Source organism: Enterococcus sp. AZ095a, from assembly GCF_050546735.1.
GTDB lineage: Bacteria > Bacillota > Bacilli > Lactobacillales > Enterococcaceae > Enterococcus_D > Enterococcus_D entomosocium.
In genome coordinates this window covers 1,862,468-1,881,332 of the sequence record NZ_CP172953.1, presented here as the reverse complement: position 1 = coordinate 1,881,332, position 18,865 = coordinate 1,862,468, and the positions used below count along the sequence as shown (strand labels likewise).

Annotated in this window: 17 protein-coding genes; 12 read left to right on the top strand and 5 right to left on the bottom strand. The window is 42.5% G+C overall.

The features are described 5' to 3' along the window. Positions 1-3: 3 nt before the first annotated feature. The 7 genes from IGJ26_RS08735 (at position 4) to IGJ26_RS08705 (ending at position 5,987) form a co-directional block, all read left to right on the top strand. The gene (locus IGJ26_RS08735) at positions 4-462 is read left to right on the top strand and encodes a hypothetical protein (RefSeq protein ID WP_008380064.1); all 459 of its coding nucleotides are present in this window, start codon (positions 4-6) and stop codon (positions 460-462) included. A gap of 95 nt (positions 463-557) precedes the next feature. After that, positions 558-1,253, top strand: a complete 696-nt coding sequence (locus IGJ26_RS08730; protein ID WP_008380063.1) for a tRNA (adenine(22)-N(1))-methyltransferase — start codon at positions 558-560, stop codon at positions 1,251-1,253. Beyond that, entirely contained in the window at positions 1,250-2,368 is a 1,119-nt protein-coding gene (locus IGJ26_RS08725) for a Nif3-like dinuclear metal center hexameric protein (protein ID WP_429976680.1), read from the top strand. Before IGJ26_RS08730 ends, IGJ26_RS08725 begins: the two co-directional genes overlap by 4 nt. 11 nt (positions 2,369-2,379) lie before the next feature. Then, the gene (gene pepT, locus IGJ26_RS08720) at positions 2,380-3,612 is read left to right on the top strand and encodes a peptidase T (protein ID WP_005235798.1); all 1,233 of its coding nucleotides are present in this window, start codon (positions 2,380-2,382) and stop codon (positions 3,610-3,612) included. A gap of 101 nt (positions 3,613-3,713) precedes the next feature. Continuing rightward, entirely contained in the window at positions 3,714-4,622 is a 909-nt protein-coding gene (locus tag IGJ26_RS08715; RefSeq protein WP_430599542.1) for a diacylglycerol/lipid kinase family protein, read from the top strand. Between the two features lie 33 nt (positions 4,623-4,655). Beyond that, on the top strand, positions 4,656-4,928 hold the full coding sequence (locus IGJ26_RS08710) for a DUF1294 domain-containing protein (RefSeq protein WP_005235800.1): 273 nt from the start codon (positions 4,656-4,658) through the stop codon (positions 4,926-4,928). Between the two features lie 27 nt (positions 4,929-4,955). Beyond that, positions 4,956-5,987, top strand: a complete 1,032-nt coding sequence (locus IGJ26_RS08705) for a lysylphosphatidylglycerol synthase transmembrane domain-containing protein (protein WP_061054207.1) — start codon at positions 4,956-4,958, stop codon at positions 5,985-5,987. Between the two features lie 40 nt (positions 5,988-6,027). Here IGJ26_RS08705 and IGJ26_RS08700 read toward each other — a convergent pair whose 3' ends face one another. Next, positions 6,028-7,554, bottom strand: coding sequence for an ABC-F family ATP-binding cassette domain-containing protein (locus IGJ26_RS08700; protein ID WP_086372995.1), 1,527 nt, complete (start codon positions 7,552-7,554; stop codon positions 6,028-6,030). A 307-nt stretch (positions 7,555-7,861) separates the two neighbouring features. On the opposite strand from IGJ26_RS08700, the gene clpB reads away from it, so the two are divergent. The 4 genes from clpB to lepB all read left to right on the top strand — a co-directional run bounded on the left by clpB (position 7,862) and on the right by lepB (position 13,861). Continuing rightward, entirely contained in the window at positions 7,862-10,465 is a 2,604-nt protein-coding gene (gene clpB / locus IGJ26_RS08695; protein WP_042890726.1) for an ATP-dependent chaperone ClpB, read from the top strand. A 167-nt stretch (positions 10,466-10,632) separates the two neighbouring features. Continuing rightward, positions 10,633-12,174 carry an ABC transporter permease/substrate-binding protein gene (locus IGJ26_RS08690; protein ID WP_430599541.1) on the top strand — a complete coding sequence of 514 codons (1,542 nt, stop codon included), beginning with the start codon at positions 10,633-10,635 and terminating at the stop codon, positions 12,172-12,174. Beyond that, a complete protein-coding gene (locus IGJ26_RS08685) occupies positions 12,171-13,124 on the top strand; it encodes an ABC transporter ATP-binding protein (RefSeq protein WP_005235811.1) in 954 nt (317 codons plus the stop codon). Before IGJ26_RS08690 ends, IGJ26_RS08685 begins: the two co-directional genes overlap by 4 nt. Before the next feature lie 167 nt (positions 13,125-13,291). Then, a complete protein-coding gene (gene lepB / locus IGJ26_RS08680; RefSeq protein ID WP_060792036.1) occupies positions 13,292-13,861 on the top strand; it encodes a signal peptidase I in 570 nt (189 codons plus the stop codon). Positions 13,862-13,920: 59 nt separating this feature from the next. On the opposite strand, the gene IGJ26_RS08675 is transcribed toward lepB, so the two are convergent. The 4 genes from IGJ26_RS08675 to IGJ26_RS08660 all read right to left on the bottom strand — a co-directional run bounded on the left by IGJ26_RS08675 (position 13,921) and on the right by IGJ26_RS08660 (position 16,800). After that, the gene (locus IGJ26_RS08675; RefSeq protein ID WP_005226019.1) at positions 13,921-14,106 is read right to left on the bottom strand and encodes a hypothetical protein; all 186 of its coding nucleotides are present in this window, start codon (positions 14,104-14,106) and stop codon (positions 13,921-13,923) included. Between the two features lie 276 nt (positions 14,107-14,382). Further along, the gene (locus IGJ26_RS08670) at positions 14,383-15,048 is read right to left on the bottom strand and encodes a hypothetical protein (protein WP_008380055.1); all 666 of its coding nucleotides are present in this window, start codon (positions 15,046-15,048) and stop codon (positions 14,383-14,385) included. After that, entirely contained in the window at positions 15,049-15,534 is a 486-nt protein-coding gene (locus tag IGJ26_RS08665; protein WP_005235819.1) for a nucleoside 2-deoxyribosyltransferase, read from the bottom strand. 51 nt (positions 15,535-15,585) lie between these two features. Next, complete coding sequence (locus tag IGJ26_RS08660) at positions 15,586-16,800, bottom strand: GNAT family N-acetyltransferase (protein WP_008380051.1); 1,215 nt, start codon at positions 16,798-16,800, stop codon at positions 15,586-15,588. Between the two features lie 145 nt (positions 16,801-16,945). Here IGJ26_RS08660 and lepA point away from each other — a divergent pair, with 145 nt between their 5' ends. Continuing rightward, positions 16,946-18,781, top strand: coding sequence for a translation elongation factor 4 (gene lepA, locus IGJ26_RS08655; protein WP_005235823.1), 1,836 nt, complete (start codon positions 16,946-16,948; stop codon positions 18,779-18,781). Positions 18,782-18,865 lie beyond the last annotated feature (84 nt).

Sequence of the window (18,865 nt, the reverse complement as noted above, 5' to 3'; positions counted from 1 at the left end):
AAGATGATGACAAAACAGGTAATAATAGGATTATCCTTTGCAGCAATGCTGCTTTTAACAGCTTGCGGCAATCAGGGAAACAGCGCTGCAAATGGGGAGACTGGAACTTCTGAAACTAGCGAGCAGACCAGTTCCGTATCAAATAGTACATCAGAAACGGAAACAGCCGCAATTTTTACTGGTGTTATCCAAGAAGATGCGATAGCAGGATCGGATGATACCTTTTCACTCTTTTTGAAAGAGGTGGCGGCAGTGGAAGATGACGATCAAGTCGTCCAAAGTTTTCAAAATGATGGGGTCATCCTACATGTCCCAGTCGAGGCTTATTCAGGAGATCTGGAGGAATTGACGGAAGGTGCTACCGTCCAGGTGACGTTGCAAGGCATACCGATCATGACGATGTCGATCCCACCGCAAATTCCCGGTAACTCGATTCAAAAGGTTGAATTAGTGAACGATTAATGCAATGTGCGCCTTGGCAATGGCACCACAGTCAAGACGCACATTTTTTTCTATTTATGGAAAGCGTGTTATACTACAAAAGAAGGAGTGACAATATGAACGAACATGCATTATCGGATCGTTTGGCTTGCGTGGGCGAACAAATTCCCGACCAAGCACGTTTCGCCGACATCGGTTCCGACCATGCTTACTTGCCTGTTGCATTGATGCTGCAGAACAAAATCTCTTATGCTGTAGCTGGAGAAGTTGTTCAAGGACCTTATGATTCTGCCAGCAAACAAGTGCGTAAGAACGGGTTAGCTGATAAAATCGTGGTTCGCTTGGCAGATGGACTGGACGCGATTCAACCTGAAGACAACATCGACACCGTTGTCATTGCTGGAATGGGCGGCACACTGATACGTTCGATTTTAGAAGAAGGTAGCCGGAAAAATCGCTTAGCGGGAGTCAAACGCTTGGTCTTACAACCGAATGTTGGGGAACGGACTTTGCGAGAATGGCTCGTTAGCAACAACTTTATAATCATTCATGAAGTACTTTTAGAAGAAAACGACAAAAACTATGAAATTATCGTTGCGGAAACTGGAAAAACGACGTATACGTCCCAGCAATTATTTTTTGGTCCTTTTTTATTAAAAGAAAAAAATCCAGTTTTCCTTAAAAAATGGCAACATGAATTAAAGCAACGACAACGCGTCATTAAAGAGTTAGAGAAAGCCAAAGAACCACCTGCTGAAAAAATCAATGAATTAAAGGATCAGATCGAATGGATCAAGGAGGTGTTGGCATGATTTCTGGTCAAGAATTTATCAAACGCTTTGAAGCATACTGCCCTTTGTGGTTGGCAGAAGAAGGCGATCCTGTTGGTCTACATGTTGGCACATTAAACAAACCGCTCGAGCGAGTCATGATGACTCTTGATGTACGTCCAGAAGTGGTTGCAGAAGCCATCGAGAAAAAGATCGACTTGATCATTGCCAAACACCCACCGATCTTTCGGCCTTTGAACCGCTTGCTGACAGATGATCCACAACAAAAGATGCTAATGGATCTCGTCAAGCATGATATTGCCGTTTACGCCGCCCACACCAATATGGATATTATTGAAGATGGTTTGAACGATTGGTTTTGTGAACTATTAGAAGTTGAACCCGACACGTATTTGAAGCAAACCCATCAAGTAAAAATGAAGAAGCTAGCTGTTTTTACCCCTGTTGAATCGGCACCAGCGTTACGAAAGGCATTAGGTAAAGCAGGTGCTGGTCAGCAAGGTAATTACCAAAATACCAGCTATTCCTTGATTGGTACCGGTCGCTTTACGCCACAGCAAGCGGCACATCCTGCCATTGGTGAGATCGGAAAAGAAGAACAGGTGCAAGAAGCGAAGATCGAAGTCATTTTTCCAGAAACGATCGAGAATAAAGTGCTTTCGGCAATGATCGCTGCTCATCCTTACGAAGAGCCAGCTCATGATCTGTATGCCTTAGACAATTTGCCGAAAACCTATGGAATCGGACGGGTTGGCAACCTCGCTGAGCCTCTTTCCCTTGATCAGTTTGTCGAACGTGTCAAAGAGCGCTTTGGTTTGACTGCTTTACGCCTCGTCAGCTTTCCTGGTGCACCTGAAAAAATTCAGCGAATCGCCATTTGCGGCGGCAGTGGCCAATCGTTTTATTCGGATGCCTTACGCCATCAAGCGGATGTGTACATCACTGGCGATATCAGTTACCATTTCGCCCATGACATGCAAGCCAATGGGTTGATTGGGATCGATCCAGGGCACAACATCGAAAAGGAATGTATTCCTCGGTTTATTGAGAAATTCAACCAGTGGAAAGCAGAAGAGAACTGGGCTGTGACCTTTGTTCCTTCCACCACTTCAACAAATCCATTTGACTATAGATAGGAGAATCTTTTATGTACGAAAATTTATTGCCTCGCTTTTTGAATTATGTAAAAATAGAAACTCGCTCTGATGCGACAAGCACGACAACACCTTCTACCCAAACACAGGTCGCGTTTGCCAAAGAACTGCAAAAAGAACTTGAAGAATTAGGATTAAGCGATGTTCATTACAATGAATCAAATGGTTTTGTGATCGCAACATTACCAAGTAACGTGGATCATGACGTACGCTCCATCGGTTTTATCGCCCATATGGATACCGCCGATTTTAATGCAGAGAATGTTGATCCGCAGATCATCGAAAATTACGATGGCGAATCAACCATTAAATTAGATAAAGAAGGAAAATACACATTAAACACAAAAGATTTTCCGAATTTAAAAAATTATGCTGGGGAAACCTTGATCACTACTGATGGTACTACTTTATTAGGTTCTGATGATAAGTCAGGTATTGCAGAAATCATGACAGCCATGGAAATTTTACTTAAAAACCCAACGATCAAACATGGGGAAATCAAAGTCGCATTTGGCCCTGATGAAGAAATTGGGGTTGGTGCAGATAAATTCGATGTTGAAGATTTCAATGTTGATTTTGCGTATACAATGGATGGCGGTCCAGTAGGAGAATTGCAATACGAGACCTTTAATGCGGCGCAAGCTGAAATTACGATCCAAGGAAAAAATGTCCACCCAGGAACTGCTAAAGACACCATGATCAACGCTTTGCAACTAGCAGTCGATTTTCAAAATGCGCTACCGGCTGATGAAGTTCCTGAGAAAACCGAAGGGACAGAAGGATTCTTCCATTTGATGAGTCTCAGCGGCTCAGTAGAAGAAGCGAAAATGGCATACATTATTCGAGACCATGACCGGACCCGTTTTGAAGAAAGAAAAGCACAATTACTAGCGGTTCAAGAAAGCTTGAATGCCCGCTTTGATGAACCGAGAGTACACGTTCATCTATATGATCAATACTACAACATGAAAGAAATCATCGAAAAAGATATGAGTATCATTGATCTAGCAAAAGATGCGATGGAAGCAGTGGGAATCACTCCGATCACAGAACCTGTTCGTGGTGGAACCGATGGCTCGAAAATCTCCTATTTAGGGATTCCAACACCGAATATCTTTGCTGGTGGAGAAAATATGCACGGACGTTATGAGTTCGTCTCACTACAATCAATGATGAAAGCGACCGATGTGATTGTGAAAATCGCCGAACTGAATGCTCAAGCATAAACGTTGATTTTTGATTTGTTGGAATAAATGAAAAACTCTTGGGCTGGGAACTCTTCACGCAGGTCTTGCGTAAGACCCGGCCTTTTTAGGATGTGAATAGGATGAAAATTCTCGTTTTATACAATGATACAGCGGGGAAAAGTGAAGCAAAAGAAACAGCAGAAAAATTACAAGCCTATGTGAAAGAACAAGGCGAAGAGCATCAAGCGTTCTTGCAGGCCTCAAATCCAGACGTGGATCCCAAAGACGTTCGAGAGGCTGCCGAAAAACACGCAGTCGATACGATTGTGATCATTGGTGGAGATGGGACGATCCATCATGGATTGCAAACCTTTAAAGAAAAGTTAGATGAGTTGAAGGTCGGCATCATTCCTGGTGGAACCGTAAATAATTTTGCCAGAATGTTGGGGATACCGGTGAAGCCCGAAGAGGCCTTCGAGACGATCTTAACGGGGGTTGAGCGATCGATCGACTACGGGACGGTCAATGATCAAGTCATGATCTCGACCATGACCATTGGTCTTCTGGCAGATACCGCCGCAGCCACTTCCCAAGAAGAAAAACAGCAATATGGGCCGTTAGCGTTTATGAAACGGTTCATTCATCTGTTGATCAAAAAGAAACAATACAAATTAGAAGTCATTGCTGACGAACGGAAATGGCAGGGGAAAACTCAATTACTGACGATCGTCATGTCGAATTCAGCAGGTGGGTTTAAGAACTTCGATGAAGAAGCAAAGCCTGATGACGGATTGTTTCATATCATTCTTTTGCCAAAACTGAATATTTTACGATTTATTTTGTATTTACCAAGAATTATTCGTGGTAGAATTGCCAAAGTGCCAAGTGTTGAATATTTCACTGCCGCAAAGGTCTCAATAAAGGCCAAAGAAAAAACGGTTCATACTCGAACCGATGGCGACCCAACGGATGATCTACCGATTGAGATGAAAGTTATCAAACATGGTTTGACGATGCTGGTACCTGAAGAAGCACAAGAATCAAAATAATGATCCCTACGATCAATCATATGGAGGAAATGGATGAATGCACTGATTTACAATCCATTGTGGTTTTATTTAATTGCAGTCAATCTTTATCTTTTCTGTCTGATGGGGTATGATAAATATCAGGCAGTGAAACAAGGTTGGCGGGTTCCCGAAGCAAATCTCCTTTTTATGGGGGCGATTGGCGGAGGATTAGGCGGTTTAATTGCGCAACGCGTATTTCGCCACAAAACAAGAAAGAAGAAGTTTCACCTCTTTTTTGCTTTTGGCACCGTTTTTGCTATCCTGCTGATGGTCTTTTTTGCATAAATTCGGTATAACAAGCAAGGAGTTAATATGAAAATTAAAGTGAAGTTCGCCCTTAATTTACTTTTACTAGTAGGGATTCTGGGTGTGATGTATTTTTTTGTCCGTAACTCGATGATGGATATTTTGGCGGGGCTAAGAGAGACCAGCTTTCTCGTCGTCTTACTGGTTATGGGGCTTGGCACATTGTACCTAGTGATAGAAGGACGAACAGTCAAAGAGATTGCCGTGACTTTCCAACCGGAATTCACAACCAAGGCGGGGTTTCTGACCGTCTGTTACAGTGGTTTTTATCGGATTGTGACGTTTGGGGCAGGCACCTTAATCTCAGAGGTGAATTTTTACCGTAAAAATGGCTTGCAGTTGTCACAGGGCGTTGGGGTCACCACCTTACACATGGTGATGTATAAGTTCGCCATATTGACTTATGCAATCGCTGGGTTGATCATTCAATTTTCGCTATTCTATGACAATGCACCCAATATGATTTGGGTAATTTTAGCGGGGATCGTACTCGTTTTTTTGATCATTGCCGCTTTGTTAGCACTTTCGGTCAGCATCAACATCCAAGTCTTTTTCGTGATCGTCAGCAATAAGCTGTTCAAAAGTGCGACATTAAGAGGATTGGTTGACAAATGCAACACCCAAATTTATTCTTTACGAGAAACAGTCAATGCGATTATTACCGACCGCACCGCTTTCTTGCGCATCTATTTGTGGAATCTTTTGAAGATGCTGCCTTGGTATGTGATTCCTTATGTGATTCTTGTTGTGCAGCATCCAGAGATCGATTTCTTGTTGACGTTATCCTTCATCAGTTTTGCCGTCGTCTTGTCCGGGGTGATTCCAACACCGGCAGGGATCGGATCATTTGAATTTATTTATATGCTGCTTTTTGGTCCATTAGTTGGCACGGTCGATGCTGCGTCTTCCATGCTACTGTACCGTTTAGCAACATTCATTTGGCCCTTCATAATTGGTTTTGCTTATGTAATGAAAGAAAAACGCAAAGATATTAGCCAAGAGTTGACTGAATTAAGAAAAGAAAAAGTGGAAAGTTAAAAACACGCTTATCTTCGAATAGAGGATAAGCGTGTTTTTTTTAGTCTTTCAAATCAATGATTCGATCAACAAAGGATTCATAAAACTCGCCTTCATGGGAAACAATCAAAACTGTTCCAGGAAAGGCCGCCAGGGTTTCTTCCAAATTGTTTTTCGTATCTTGATCGATATGGTTGGTCGGTTCATCAAGAATCAAGAAGTTGCTTTTACTCAACATCATTTCGGCTAGTTTGACTTTTGTCTGTTCACCACCACTTAATAGCTTCAATTCTTCCTGGGCTAATTGGCTAGGTAAACCTGCCCGAGAAAGTTGCCGTCGCAATTCTTTGTTGGTGGCCTTCGGAAAAAGATCCTCAAGGTATTGAAGAGGGGTCTGCAATGGATATTCCCAGTTAAGGTCTTGAGAAAAGTAATTGAATTTTGTATGCTGTGGGTAAGAAACGGCCCCTTCAATTGCTGGGATCACACCAAGAATCGTTTTGATCAATGTTGATTTACCGATCCCATTAAATCCCCGTATAGCAATTTTTTCGCCATAGCGGATCGTTAGGTTGATCGGGGAGAGTAAGGGCTTTTGGTCGTATCCAATGACTAGATTGGTGGTTTCCAAGGCCAAGGTGGTAACGATTGGTGCCAAATCAAATCCTAAATGGGGTTTAGGGACATCTTGCGGTGGGGTCAAACGATCAATTTTTGCCAACTGCTTTTCACGACTCTTTGCCATCGTTGAACGAGAACCAGCTTTGTATTTACGAATATAGCTTTCGGTTTTCTTGATATGCTCTTGTTGTGCTTCGTATTGCTTCATATAGCTTTCATTTTGCAGCGTTTTTAGTTTTAATGCTTTGTCTAAATTCCCCGTATACTTAGAAAGCTTGCCAAATTCGATATCAATGATATGGGTCGTGATTTCGTTAAGGAATTGACGATCATGAGAAACGACTAAATAGGTACCAGTAAAGTCCTGTAAAAACTCAACTAGCCATTTGATGTGCTCATCATCTAAGTGGTTGGTCGGTTCATCTAAAATCAGCATGTCGGGTTTTTCTAGCAGCATTTTTGCCAAGATCAGTTTTGAGCGTTGACCACCACTTAAAGAAGCGAGGGGGGTATCCATTCCGAGAACCGAAATACCTAACCCTTCTGCTAGATCATCGATCAATGTATCCATTTGGTAGAAATTTCCTTGATCCAATTGATTTTGCAATTCGCCCGCTTTTTCTAAAAGCTTATCGTCGAGGCTTTCGCCATAAGAAGTATAAAGATCGGCAATCTGTTGCTCTTTTTCGAAGTCTTCTGCAAAGGCAGAGCGCAAAAAATCACGGATCGATTGCGTTTCATCAACATTGACGTATTGATCCAAATAGCCCATTTTCAAATTTTTCGGAAATTGGACGAAGCCATCATCGGGGAGAATTTCTCCTGTAATGATTTTGATTAAAGTACTTTTGCCAGCGCCGTTCCGTCCAATCAACCCGACTTTTTCACCACGGTTGATTTGAACGGAAACGTCTTCGTAAAGCAATTTGTCGCCAAATTGTTGGCTAATATTCGTTAATGTTAACATCATTTCCTCCATATAAAAAAGCTGTAAACAGTAGACGTTACAGCTAAGTAGATAATCTTACTGAATAAAAATCGCCAAAAAGCGATCAAAACGATCAGGAAAATCGATTGTTCCTGACCAATCAGGACCTAGCATACCATTGCTGCTTCCCATCTGTCAATTTTCATGAAAGAATACTGAAAAAAATCTTGATGTTCGAGGGAAAACTTTTGACCATTACTGACCAACGTTGTATAATAGAAGAGTAGAAAAAAGGATACTGCTTGCAGCGTACTTTTTTCTGACTACCATTTTGGGAGGGAAAAGTATGAACCCAGAAAAAATGACGACTACATTACAAAGTGCTATCGCTGAAGCCCAGCAGATTGCCATGACCCGTCACCATCAAGAAATTGATATTCCGCATTTATGGAAGATTTTATTGCAAGCCAATCAATTCGGCCGCAATTTTTACACGGACACAGGTCTCGATGTCGATGCTTTTGAAAAGGAAGTCGACCGACTATTAGATGAACTGCCTTCGGTTGAAGGAGGAAATGTTCGTTATGGTCAATCCATGAGTCAAAATCTGTTTCATCTTTTGTCTGAGGCAGATCAATTAAAAAATGAATTTCAAGACGAGTATCTTTCCACAGAAATCGTCCTTTATGCGTTGATGAAATTGAAAAATCATCCATTGACGGTGTATTTAAAGAAACAAGGAATCAGCGCGAAAGAAATCAAGCAAACGATCGAAACATTAAGAGGAGGGGATCGTGTGACCTCACAAAATCAAGAAGAACAATACAAAGCTTTAGAAAAATACGGCGTTGACCTGGTGCAACAAGTCCGCAGCGGAAAAATGGACCCAATTATCGGACGAGACGAAGAAATTCGCGATGTGATTCGCATCCTTTCTCGGAAGACAAAAAACAATCCCGTTTTGATTGGTGAACCAGGAGTTGGTAAAACAGCCATCGTTGAAGGATTGGCACAAAGGATCGTGCGAAAAGACGTCCCAGAAAACCTAAAAGACAAAACGATCTTTTCTCTGGATATGGGTGCCTTGATCGCAGGTGCTAAATTCAGAGGTGAATTTGAAGAGCGTTTGAAAGCTGTCTTACAAGAAGTGAAAAAAGCCGATGGACGCATCATTCTCTTTATTGATGAGATCCACAATATTGTAGGTGCTGGTAAGACGGAAGGCAGCATGGATGCTGGAAACTTACTGAAACCAATGCTGGCACGGGGAGAATTGCATACGATTGGCGCAACCACCCTTGATGAATACCGTCAATACATGGAAAAGGATAAAGCTTTGGAACGTCGTTTCCAAAAAGTGCTGGTACAGGAACCAACCGTTCAAGATACGATCTCAATTTTACGTGGGCTGAAAGAACGGTTCGAGATCCATCATGGCGTCAACATCCATGACAACGCGCTTGTTGCAGCGGCTACCTTATCTGACCGTTATATCACGGACCGCTTTTTACCAGACAAAGCCATCGATTTGATCGATGAAGCAAGTGCCACGATTCGGGTGGAAATGAATTCGATGCCTACTGAGCTCGACCAAGTTACCCGTCGTTTGATGCAACTTGAGATCGAAGAAGCCGCATTGAAAAAGGAATCCGATGATGCATCGAAAAAACGCTTAGGCATTTTACAAGAAGAATTGGCGGAATTGCGTGAAGAAGTCAATACCATGAAAATGCAGTGGGAAACGGAAAAAGAAGAAGTCAATGCAGTTTCCAACAAACGGGCAGAGATCGATAAAGCCAAGCATGAGTTGGAAGATGCTGAAAATAACTATGATTTGGAACGGGCAGCTGTTCTTCGTCATGGGACGATTCCACAACTGGAAAAAGAACTAGCTGAACTGGAAGAAAAAAATCAAGATGAAGGCATTCGGATGGTCCAAGAATCAGTGACCGAAAATGAGATTGCCCTAGTCGTTGGACGTTTGACAGGGATTCCTGTTGCGAAATTAGTGGAAGGCGAACGGGAAAAACTGTTGAAATTAAATGAGACCTTGCATCAACGAGTGATCGGACAAGACGAAGCCGTCGATGCCGTCAGTGATGCCGTCATTCGTTCACGAGCTGGCCTGCAAGATCCAAATCGACCATTAGGTTCCTTCTTGTTCTTAGGTCCGACCGGCGTCGGTAAGACCGAATTAGCGAAAGCGTTGGCGGTCAATCTCTTTGATTCAGAAGAGCATATGGTTCGGATCGATATGAGCGAATACATGGAAAAACATTCGGTGTCTCGCTTAGTCGGTGCCCCTCCAGGCTATGTAGGGTTTGAAGAAGGTGGCCAATTGACTGAAGCTGTTCGACGCAATCCATACACGATCGTCTTATTGGATGAGATCGAAAAAGCCCATCCTGATGTTTTCAATATCTTATTACAAGTGCTTGATGATGGCCGTTTGACAGATTCAAAAGGGCGAGTCGTTGATTTCAAAAATACAGTCTTGATCATGACTAGCAATATCGGCTCTCAAGTCTTGCTAGATGGCGTGACCGCAGAAGGGACGATCCCAGAAAACGTTGCTGAAAATGTCCGTAATCTCTTGAGAGGGCATTTTAAACCAGAATTCTTAAATCGGATCGACGACACGATTTTGTTCACACCGCTTAGTCTAAACGATGTGACAGGCATCGTCGACAAGATCATCGCACAGCTGTCACAACGACTGGAAGTCCAAGATATACTGTTGACGATCACTGAAGAAGCCAAACGCTGGATCGCTGAAAATGCTTATGAGCCAGCATATGGTGCGCGACCTCTCCGTCGGTTTATCACGAGAGAAGTCGAAACCCCATTGGCAAAAGAAATCGTTGCTGGCAGAGTCTTACCAAAGACCCAAGTCACGATTGAATTATTGAACGAACAGCTGGTTTTTGAAAATACGCCAATTACCGAGTAATAAAAAGATAAAAAATGGATAAATGCAAAACGATGGTTGCCGTTTCATTGGCAGCCGTCGTTTTTTTGCCGCTCAACATAAGACAAAAAAGTTCCCCTTGCTTGTTGTTTGGAGGAAATTCGCACTTCGATTATACTGTTCTTATGGAGTAGGAGAGGAATGAAAAGATGAATACTTTTTTTGAAACGTTGAATGAGCGAAAAGGGGAATTGCTGACAGCTGTCTTTGAGCATTTGTCATTGTCGAACATTGCGCTGCTGGTGGCGATCGTTATTGCTGTCCCGTTAGCCATTTGGCTGGTTAATCATAAACGGGCAGCGGAAGTCGGCCTACAAATAACGAGTGTGCTACAAACGATTCCATCACTGGCACTGTTAGGTTTATTGATTCCATTTGTGGGGATCGGAACGCCGCCTGCGTTGATCGCACTAGTTATTTATGCGTTATTGCCGATCTTTCAAAATACCTATATTGGCCTTTCGGAGATCGATCCATCAATCGAAGAAGCTGCGGCGGCATTTGGTATGTCTCGGATGCGCCGATTGATCAAAGTCGAATTGCCGATTGCCTTGCCTGTCATTATTTCGGGGATTCGCACGGCGTTGGTCTTGATCATCGGAACAGCGACTTTAGCCGCTCTGATTGGCGCTGGTGGGCTAGGTTCCTTTATTTTGTTGGGGATCGATCGGAATGCCCCTGAATTAACGTTGATCGGCGCGATCGGGTCTGCTTTACTGGCTATTATTTTCAGTACGTTGATCCGTTATCTACAACACCTGAAACCGCGCTATACCTTGATTACGCTGGCAGCGATCATCTTGCTGATTGGCGGCGTTTCTTTTTCACAGAGCGGATTTTTCGCGCCGAAAACCATTACCATAGCTGGGAAGTTAGGGTCTGAACCTGATATCTTGATCAACATGTACAAAGAATTGATTGAGCAAGAAGATCCTGATGCACAGGTTGAATTGGAACCTAACTTTGGGAAAACTTCTTTCTTATTCAGTGCTTTAGACAATGACCAAGTCGACATTTATCCAGAATTTACTGGAACTGTGTTGGAGAGTTTAGTGGATGTACCGGAAAAAACCGCTAGTCAAAAACTTGACTCTGACGAAACCTATACCGAAGCAGTCAATCTGTTAAAGGATCAGTTTGAGATGACCTTGCTTCAGCCGATGGCGTATCAAAATACCTATGCGTTGGCTGTGAAAAAAGAATTTGCTGAGGAAAATGGACTAACCACGATCTCTGATTTGAAGAAAATCGAAAATCAAATCAAAGCCGGCTTTACCCTCGAATTCATTGATCGGACGGACGGTTATGCGGGCATCCAAGAACTCTATGGGCTAGATTTTCCAAGTGTCCAAAGTATGGAACCAGCATTGCGTTATCAAGCCATCAATAATGGCGACATCAATCTACTGGATGCCTATTCCACGGACAGTGAATTGCGTCAATATGGCTTAGTTATTCTAGAAGACGATCAAGAACTATTTCCACCTTATCAAGGAGCGCCTTTGATGAAAGAAGCCTTTGCCAAGGAACATCCAGAAGTCGTCCGTGCATTGGAAAAGCTGGCAGGTAAAATCACCGAAGAACAAATGAGTGAAATGAATTATCAGGTCAATGTCGAAGGAAAAAATCCAGCAGAAGTCGCGCGTACCTTCCTGATAGATGAAGGATTAATTAAGGAGGGACAAGAATGACACCAATTATTGAATTTAAAAACGTCAGTAAAAAGTTTGATCAAAAAATAGTGATCGATCAATTAGATCTGAGCATCAATAAAGGGGAAATCTTTGTTTTGGTCGGTCCTTCTGGGAGTGGGAAAACGACGACTTTGAAGATGATCAACGCGTTGTCAGAACCAACGGATGGCGATATTTACTTCAAAGAAAAACGAATCAAAGAATACAATATCCAAAAAATGCGTTGGCAAATGGGGTATGTTCTCCAACAAATCGCCCTGTTTCCGACAATGGATGTGAAGCAAAATATTGAAGTAATCCCAGAGATGTTAGGGTGGTCGAAAAAAGATCGCTCAGAAGCCGTGGATCGTTTGCTGACACAGGTCAAACTTGACCCAGAGCAATACCGCCATCGAATGCCTAAAGAGTTGTCAGGAGGAGAACAGCAGCGGATCGGGATTTTAAGAGCGTTAGCTGCTAACCCAGAAATTATTCTGATGGACGAGCCCTTTAGTGCTCTTGATCCAATTTCTCGAAATTCCTTACAGGAGTTAGTCCTCGATTTGCACCAAGAGCTTGGGACGACGATTATTTTTGTCACGCATAACATGAAAGAAGCGGTAAAACTAGGTACGCGCATTGCTGTCATGAATCAAGGGAAGATCGTCCAATGTGATACACCGGAAGTGATTGTCTCGCAACCAAAAACTGCTTTTGTGAAAAGTTTTTTTGAAGAGACCGGTGAAGACGAAGCAAAACTGGTCACTGCAGGGGATTTGATGCGGATGAACTTTTTCAGCGATGAAGTCAACCCAGTGGCTCCTCAAATCGCTGCATCTACTACTTTAAATGAGTTGTATACCTTATTTGCAACTCATGACACGGTAGTGATTGAAGAAGAGCAGAAACTCGTAGGGAGTCTAAGTCGAAAAGATGTGTTTGCTTTCTTGAGTCGTGATCGAACGTAAAAGGTTCTTTATGGCCACTAGAAATGTCATATTTTTTTAAAAATCGATGATTTCTCTTGCTCAATGTAAAAATTCCACGTAAGATTGAGGAAGATATCTTTTGTCAGAATGCCAGAAACGAGCTTTGATAATGACAAAAGATGCAGTAAAGGAGCGAAAGAGCAGCTATGGTAAAAATCCTAAAAGAGAATTGGTTACTGCTTTTCTTTATCGTCGCCGTGGTTCTCATCCGTTTGTTTGTCCTGACGCCAGTTCAAGTCAGTGGCCATTCTATGGATCCAACTTTGGCCGATAAGCAGCGTTTGATTGCATCAAAAATTTCTTCATATGACCGCCAAGACATCGTGATATGTGTTGAACCAGATGATCCAAGCAAAATTGCTGTCAAGCGGCTGATTGGTTTACCCGGTGATACGATTGAGATGAAAGATGATGTCCTAACAATCAATGGAGAAGTATACGAAGAACCCTATTTAGATGAGTTTAAAGAGAAATTTGCGGACGATCAATTACAAGACGAATATTCTTATCGCGAAATGTTTCAGCAGATCGCCGCTGGTGCAGAACACTTTACCGACGATTTTACGGTAACTGTTCCTGAAGGCAGCTATTTTGTGATGGGAGACAATCGTTTGATCTCTCGGGACAGTCGTAGTTTCGGGGTCGTAACAGAAGATCAAATGGAGGGGAAAGTGCTGCTGCGTTTTTGGCCTTTGAATCAAATCAAACTTTTCTAACCACAAAAAAACATTCTTGCCAATGCAGCGAAAACGCCGCAACTGGCAAGAATGTTTTTTTAGATGACCCAAGCGACAAATGCAACCATTGAAAAGAACATTGTCCAAACCGCAATAATAGCTGATGCGATAAAAATAATTTTGATTGATAAAGGTTGGACAAATTTTCGGGCATCTTTAGAGAACGCATAGGTGATCGATGAAAAAATCAAGCAGCATAAAATAAAAAACACTGTTAGAACCATAAGCCTCTCCTTTACTGACGCAATGTCAAATGAATAATGTAATTATAACAGACCATGGTTTTTTGGGGAAATAAAAATGATTAAACGAGGGAATTTTCTTGTAGTTGTAACCGTTTTATAGGGAAGTGTAAGAAAGGTCGAACCTTGTTAGACAGCGAAATTATAAAAATAAGCCGTGTTATTTAAGTATTTTTATAAATTTTTCTTTATCAATAAAAGAACAAAAGAAAAAAGCTTGTTGAAAAACGATGGTTTCAACAAGCTTTTAAAGGTTGGTTATGATAATTTTTTAATCCGATAACTTTCAAAGTAATCAGGTTTGCCTCGTCCTTGAACATACGCGATCACGCCCATCAAAGCAGCACCAATCGTGTTGGTTAGTAAATCGCCCATCGTATCCATCAATGCTTCACGACCAATAAACGGGGTGCCATCTAAGGTTGCATAACGTTGGAGATTCATTCCACCAACAGAGTCGCAGATGAATTCCCAAAACTCCCAGAAAACACCACACAAGCCAGCAAAAGCAAAGCCCATCAGTAAAAATAACCAAGGCGAAACTTTTGAAACGGGCACTTCTTTTAGTAAGAGACAGATCAATCCATAGCCTACAGCCGTCAAGACCATTGGGCTTACCGCATGCAGAATTTTATCCCAGAAAGCAATGGTTTCGATCAAATGTAAGATCGTCCCCATGAATACGGAGATCAGCAAGAAAAACCAATAAAAGTAGACGGTGGCATTTGGTAGCTGGATTTTTAAGAACTTTTTACTCATTTCTGGGACAAAGATCAATAAAATCCCAAGTAAGGCTTGACCCAAGAAAATCAGTCCTTGTGTTTGCGGATAGACGCCACGGAAAAATTCCCACAAAGAAAAACAAAACACGAGAATACCGAAAATAGTGAATACCTTTTGCAGTCGCTGATAATTTTGCCCCATTTAGTTGTCCTCCGAAAGATAGTCTGCTAAGCCAGCTACAAGTGCTGCTTCAGAGGAATAAATCTCACCGTTTAGCTTGATCAAACCCACCGTATAAAGATTGACATAGTGGAACTGATTTTCCGCAACGGTTTGTAATGCTGCCAGCTTTTGCTGATTATCGGCACCTTGTTGGCGACTATCCGTATAAAGCCCTAAAACAGGAATGCCTTTTGCATAGGCGACGCCAATCTCAGAGGCAACCCCAGCATCGATGGTCAAACCATCCAGCAAAGCGATCATCAAATCGCTTTCCAGTACTTTTTCGGTATCTGCCAACGCAATCATTTTGCTATCCGCGTAGGCGGACTTATCATTGATCGCGGCATTTTCTTGAGGTAAATAAATCTCCAGCTGCGGATACTGCTGGCGAATCGACGCAACAAGTTCGGCGTTGTAGCGAAGGTCACTAGCAGCAAACAGGGGAGCAGCAAAATATAGTTTCATTCAAAAACACTCCTTAATCATTCATAGTTGTACGTTTTGTTGATTCGTTGTTTAGAAATAATCACTGAAATAGGCTTCCATATCAGGGATGATCGATTCTAGTAATGCCAGTGTTTCTGAATCGGTATTTAGCCGTTCCACACGCTCTAAGTAAGCTGGACGGCGGTAATTCATCAACAGACACGACAATGTCTGAATATCCAATTGGACAGCTTTTCCGATGGCTTCTCTTGAAACCACGATCTCCCCGTGATTGTATTGGACACCGAAGATTCCGTTGTTCCAATCGGCAACTGGGTCAGAAACAACAAAGTGAAAGGGTGTTTGAAAGGCTTCAAATGGGAAGTTTTTCAAAAACTGTTCAACATCGACGATCCGCGCCATGTAATAAGGCTCAATGGTTTCTTTGATTTGGCTATCATCCAGGTAGAAGGACAGGGGTTCATTTGAATAAATGTCTCCTTTGACCCAATAGACCATTGAGAAATGAGCAGAGATAAAATTCCAAAGACCATTGCGGGCTTCTTGATTCAAGTAGAACATTTCCTTTACATGGAAGACTTCTTCGGCTACCCAATAAAAAAGTACACCAGTCGGATGACCACTGGCATTGTAATAGACAGCCGCGGTGCGCTCTTCTTCATTTTCATAGCGCCAATACTCTTCCCAGTGAAAAGAGGTCCGCTGCAAGGCACCATGGTTGTCGCGGGAGAATTGGTTGTAGACAGTAAAAACATCAGGGTCATCCACTTCTTTGCGCTCTACGATCCCAGGGACTTCTTTGGTTTTCGGAAGCTGGGTATCACGAATTTTGAAGGTCAGCTTGTCGGACATGATCTCCCAGCCTTTGCGACGATAGTAAGGCACATTGTATGGATAAAGGTAGGAGATCCATTGCTGATCTTCCCGCATGGTTTCTAAGGCAAGCTTGATCAAGTCTTTCATCAGGCCATGTCCGGCATATTCAGGGTAGGTCCCAACACCGGTCACTCCGCCCATTTTGATCAATTTGCCGTGTATATTGACTTCACAAGGATAAACGGCGATTTGCGAGATCAACTTGTCTTCATTGAACCAGCCAAAGACCTTGGAAAGCTCTAAGATCGGGCGCTTAGATTTAATCATTTCCCGTTTGCTCTCATAGCCGCTTTCTTCAATATCCGATTCAGTGATCTGAAAAACGTAGCTTAACAGTTCGTTGAACTGATCAACGTCTTTTTCATCCACCGCTCGAATATGTAGATTTTGATGAAAATTATTGTCCATTCTTTCAACTCCAATTTATTTGCTAGCTCTAGTATAGCAAAACCTGAATGAATATGTCTAAATAACGGTTAAGAAAAATACTTTAACTATTGGCGTTTCGTTGGTATAATAGAAAAGCTGACTAAAAGAAATGAGGAACGTATCCATGAACATAGAAGAAATGAAAAAACGACAGGAGAAGATTCGTAATTTCTCCATTATCGCCCATATCGACCATGGGAAATCAACACTGGCGGACCGTATTTTGGAACAAACCCATACGGTGACGTCTCGGGAAATGCAAAACCAATTATTGGACTCCATGGATCTTGAACGTGAACGAGGAATCACGATCAAATTAAATGCTGTGGAACTTAACTATACCGCCAAAGATGGAGAAACCTACATCTTCCATTTGATCGACACCCCAGGGCACGTCGATTTCACCTATGAAGTTTCCCGCAGTTTGGCCGCTTGTGAAGGCGCCGTACTCGTCGTTGATGCGGCTCAAGGGATCGAAGCACAGACATTGGCAAACGTCTACTTGGCGTTAGACAATGATTTAGAGATCCTACCAGTCATTAATAAAATAGACTTGCCAGCTGCCGATCCTGAGCGGGTACGAACAGAGATCGAAGATGTTATCGGTATCGATGCCAGTGAAGCTGTTTTAGCGAGTGCCAAAGCAGGTATTGGGATCGAAGACATTTTGGAACAAATCGTTGAGTATGTCCCAGCTCCAGCAGGTGATATTGAAGCACCGTTAAAAGCGTTGATCTTTGACTCCGTGTACGATTCCTATCGTGGGGTGGTCTTAAACGTCCGCATTATGGACGGGATGGTCAAACCTGGAGATAAAATCAAAATGATGAGCAATGGCAAGACCTTTGATGTCACGGAAGTCGGCGTCTTTTCACCCAAAGCCATTCAACGAGATGCGTTGATGGTGGGCGATGTTGGGTATATCACTGCTGCCATCAAGACTGTTAAAGATACGCAAGTCGGAGATACGGTGACTTTAGCCAACAATCCAGCAGCCGAAGCATTGGAAGGCTACCGCCAAATGAATCCGATGGTTTATTGCGGATTGTACCCAATCGATACCTCACGCTACAACGACCTTCGAGAAGCATTGGAAAAATTACAACTGAATGATGCAGCATTGCAATTTGAGCCAGAAACCTCTCAAGCGTTAGGATTTGGGTTCCGCTGCGGCTTCTTAGGCTTATTACACATGGATGTCGTGCAAGAACGGCTAGAACGTGAATTTAACCTTGAGCTGATTACGACTGCACCATCCGTAATCTATCATGTCAACAAGACAGATGGCTCAATGGTCGTCGTTGATAACCCAGCAGAATTTCCTGAACCAGTCACGATCGACAACGTGCAAGAGCCTTACGTCAAAGCACAAATCATGGTCCCTAACGATTACGTCGGTGCTGTAATGGAATTGTCCCAACGCAAACGGGGAGACTTTGTCACGATGGATTACTTGGATGATTATCGAGTAAACGTCGTTTATGAGATCCCATTATCGGAAATCGTCTTTGATTTCTTTGATAAATTAAAATCCAGCACGAAAGGGTACGCATCACTGGATTATGAAATGTCTGGTTACCGAACTAGCAAGCTAGTGAAGATGGACATCTTGCTGAACACTGAAAAAGTCGATGCATTGAGCTTTATCGTTCACCGTGACTTTGCTTATGAACGAGGCAAAGCCATCGTTGAAAAACTGAAGAAACTGATCCCACGACAACAATTTGAAGTACCGATCCAAGCAGCCATCGGACAAAAAATCGTTGCCCGTTCAGACATTAAAGCCTTGCGTAAAAACGTATTGGCGAAATGTTATGGCGGTGACGTTTCTCGGAAACGCAAACTTCTGGAGAAACAAAAAGAAGGGAAGAAGCGGATGAAACAAATCGGCTCTGTCGAAGTACCGCAAGAAGCCTTCATGGCAGTTCTTAAGATGGATGAGGATGAACCGAAGAAGTAACTCGTTTCAATTTGAAAAGTCTAATAAAGCAATCTTTTCTTGTGTTAGAAAAAAGTGATTTAACCGTTTATAAAATTTAAACAG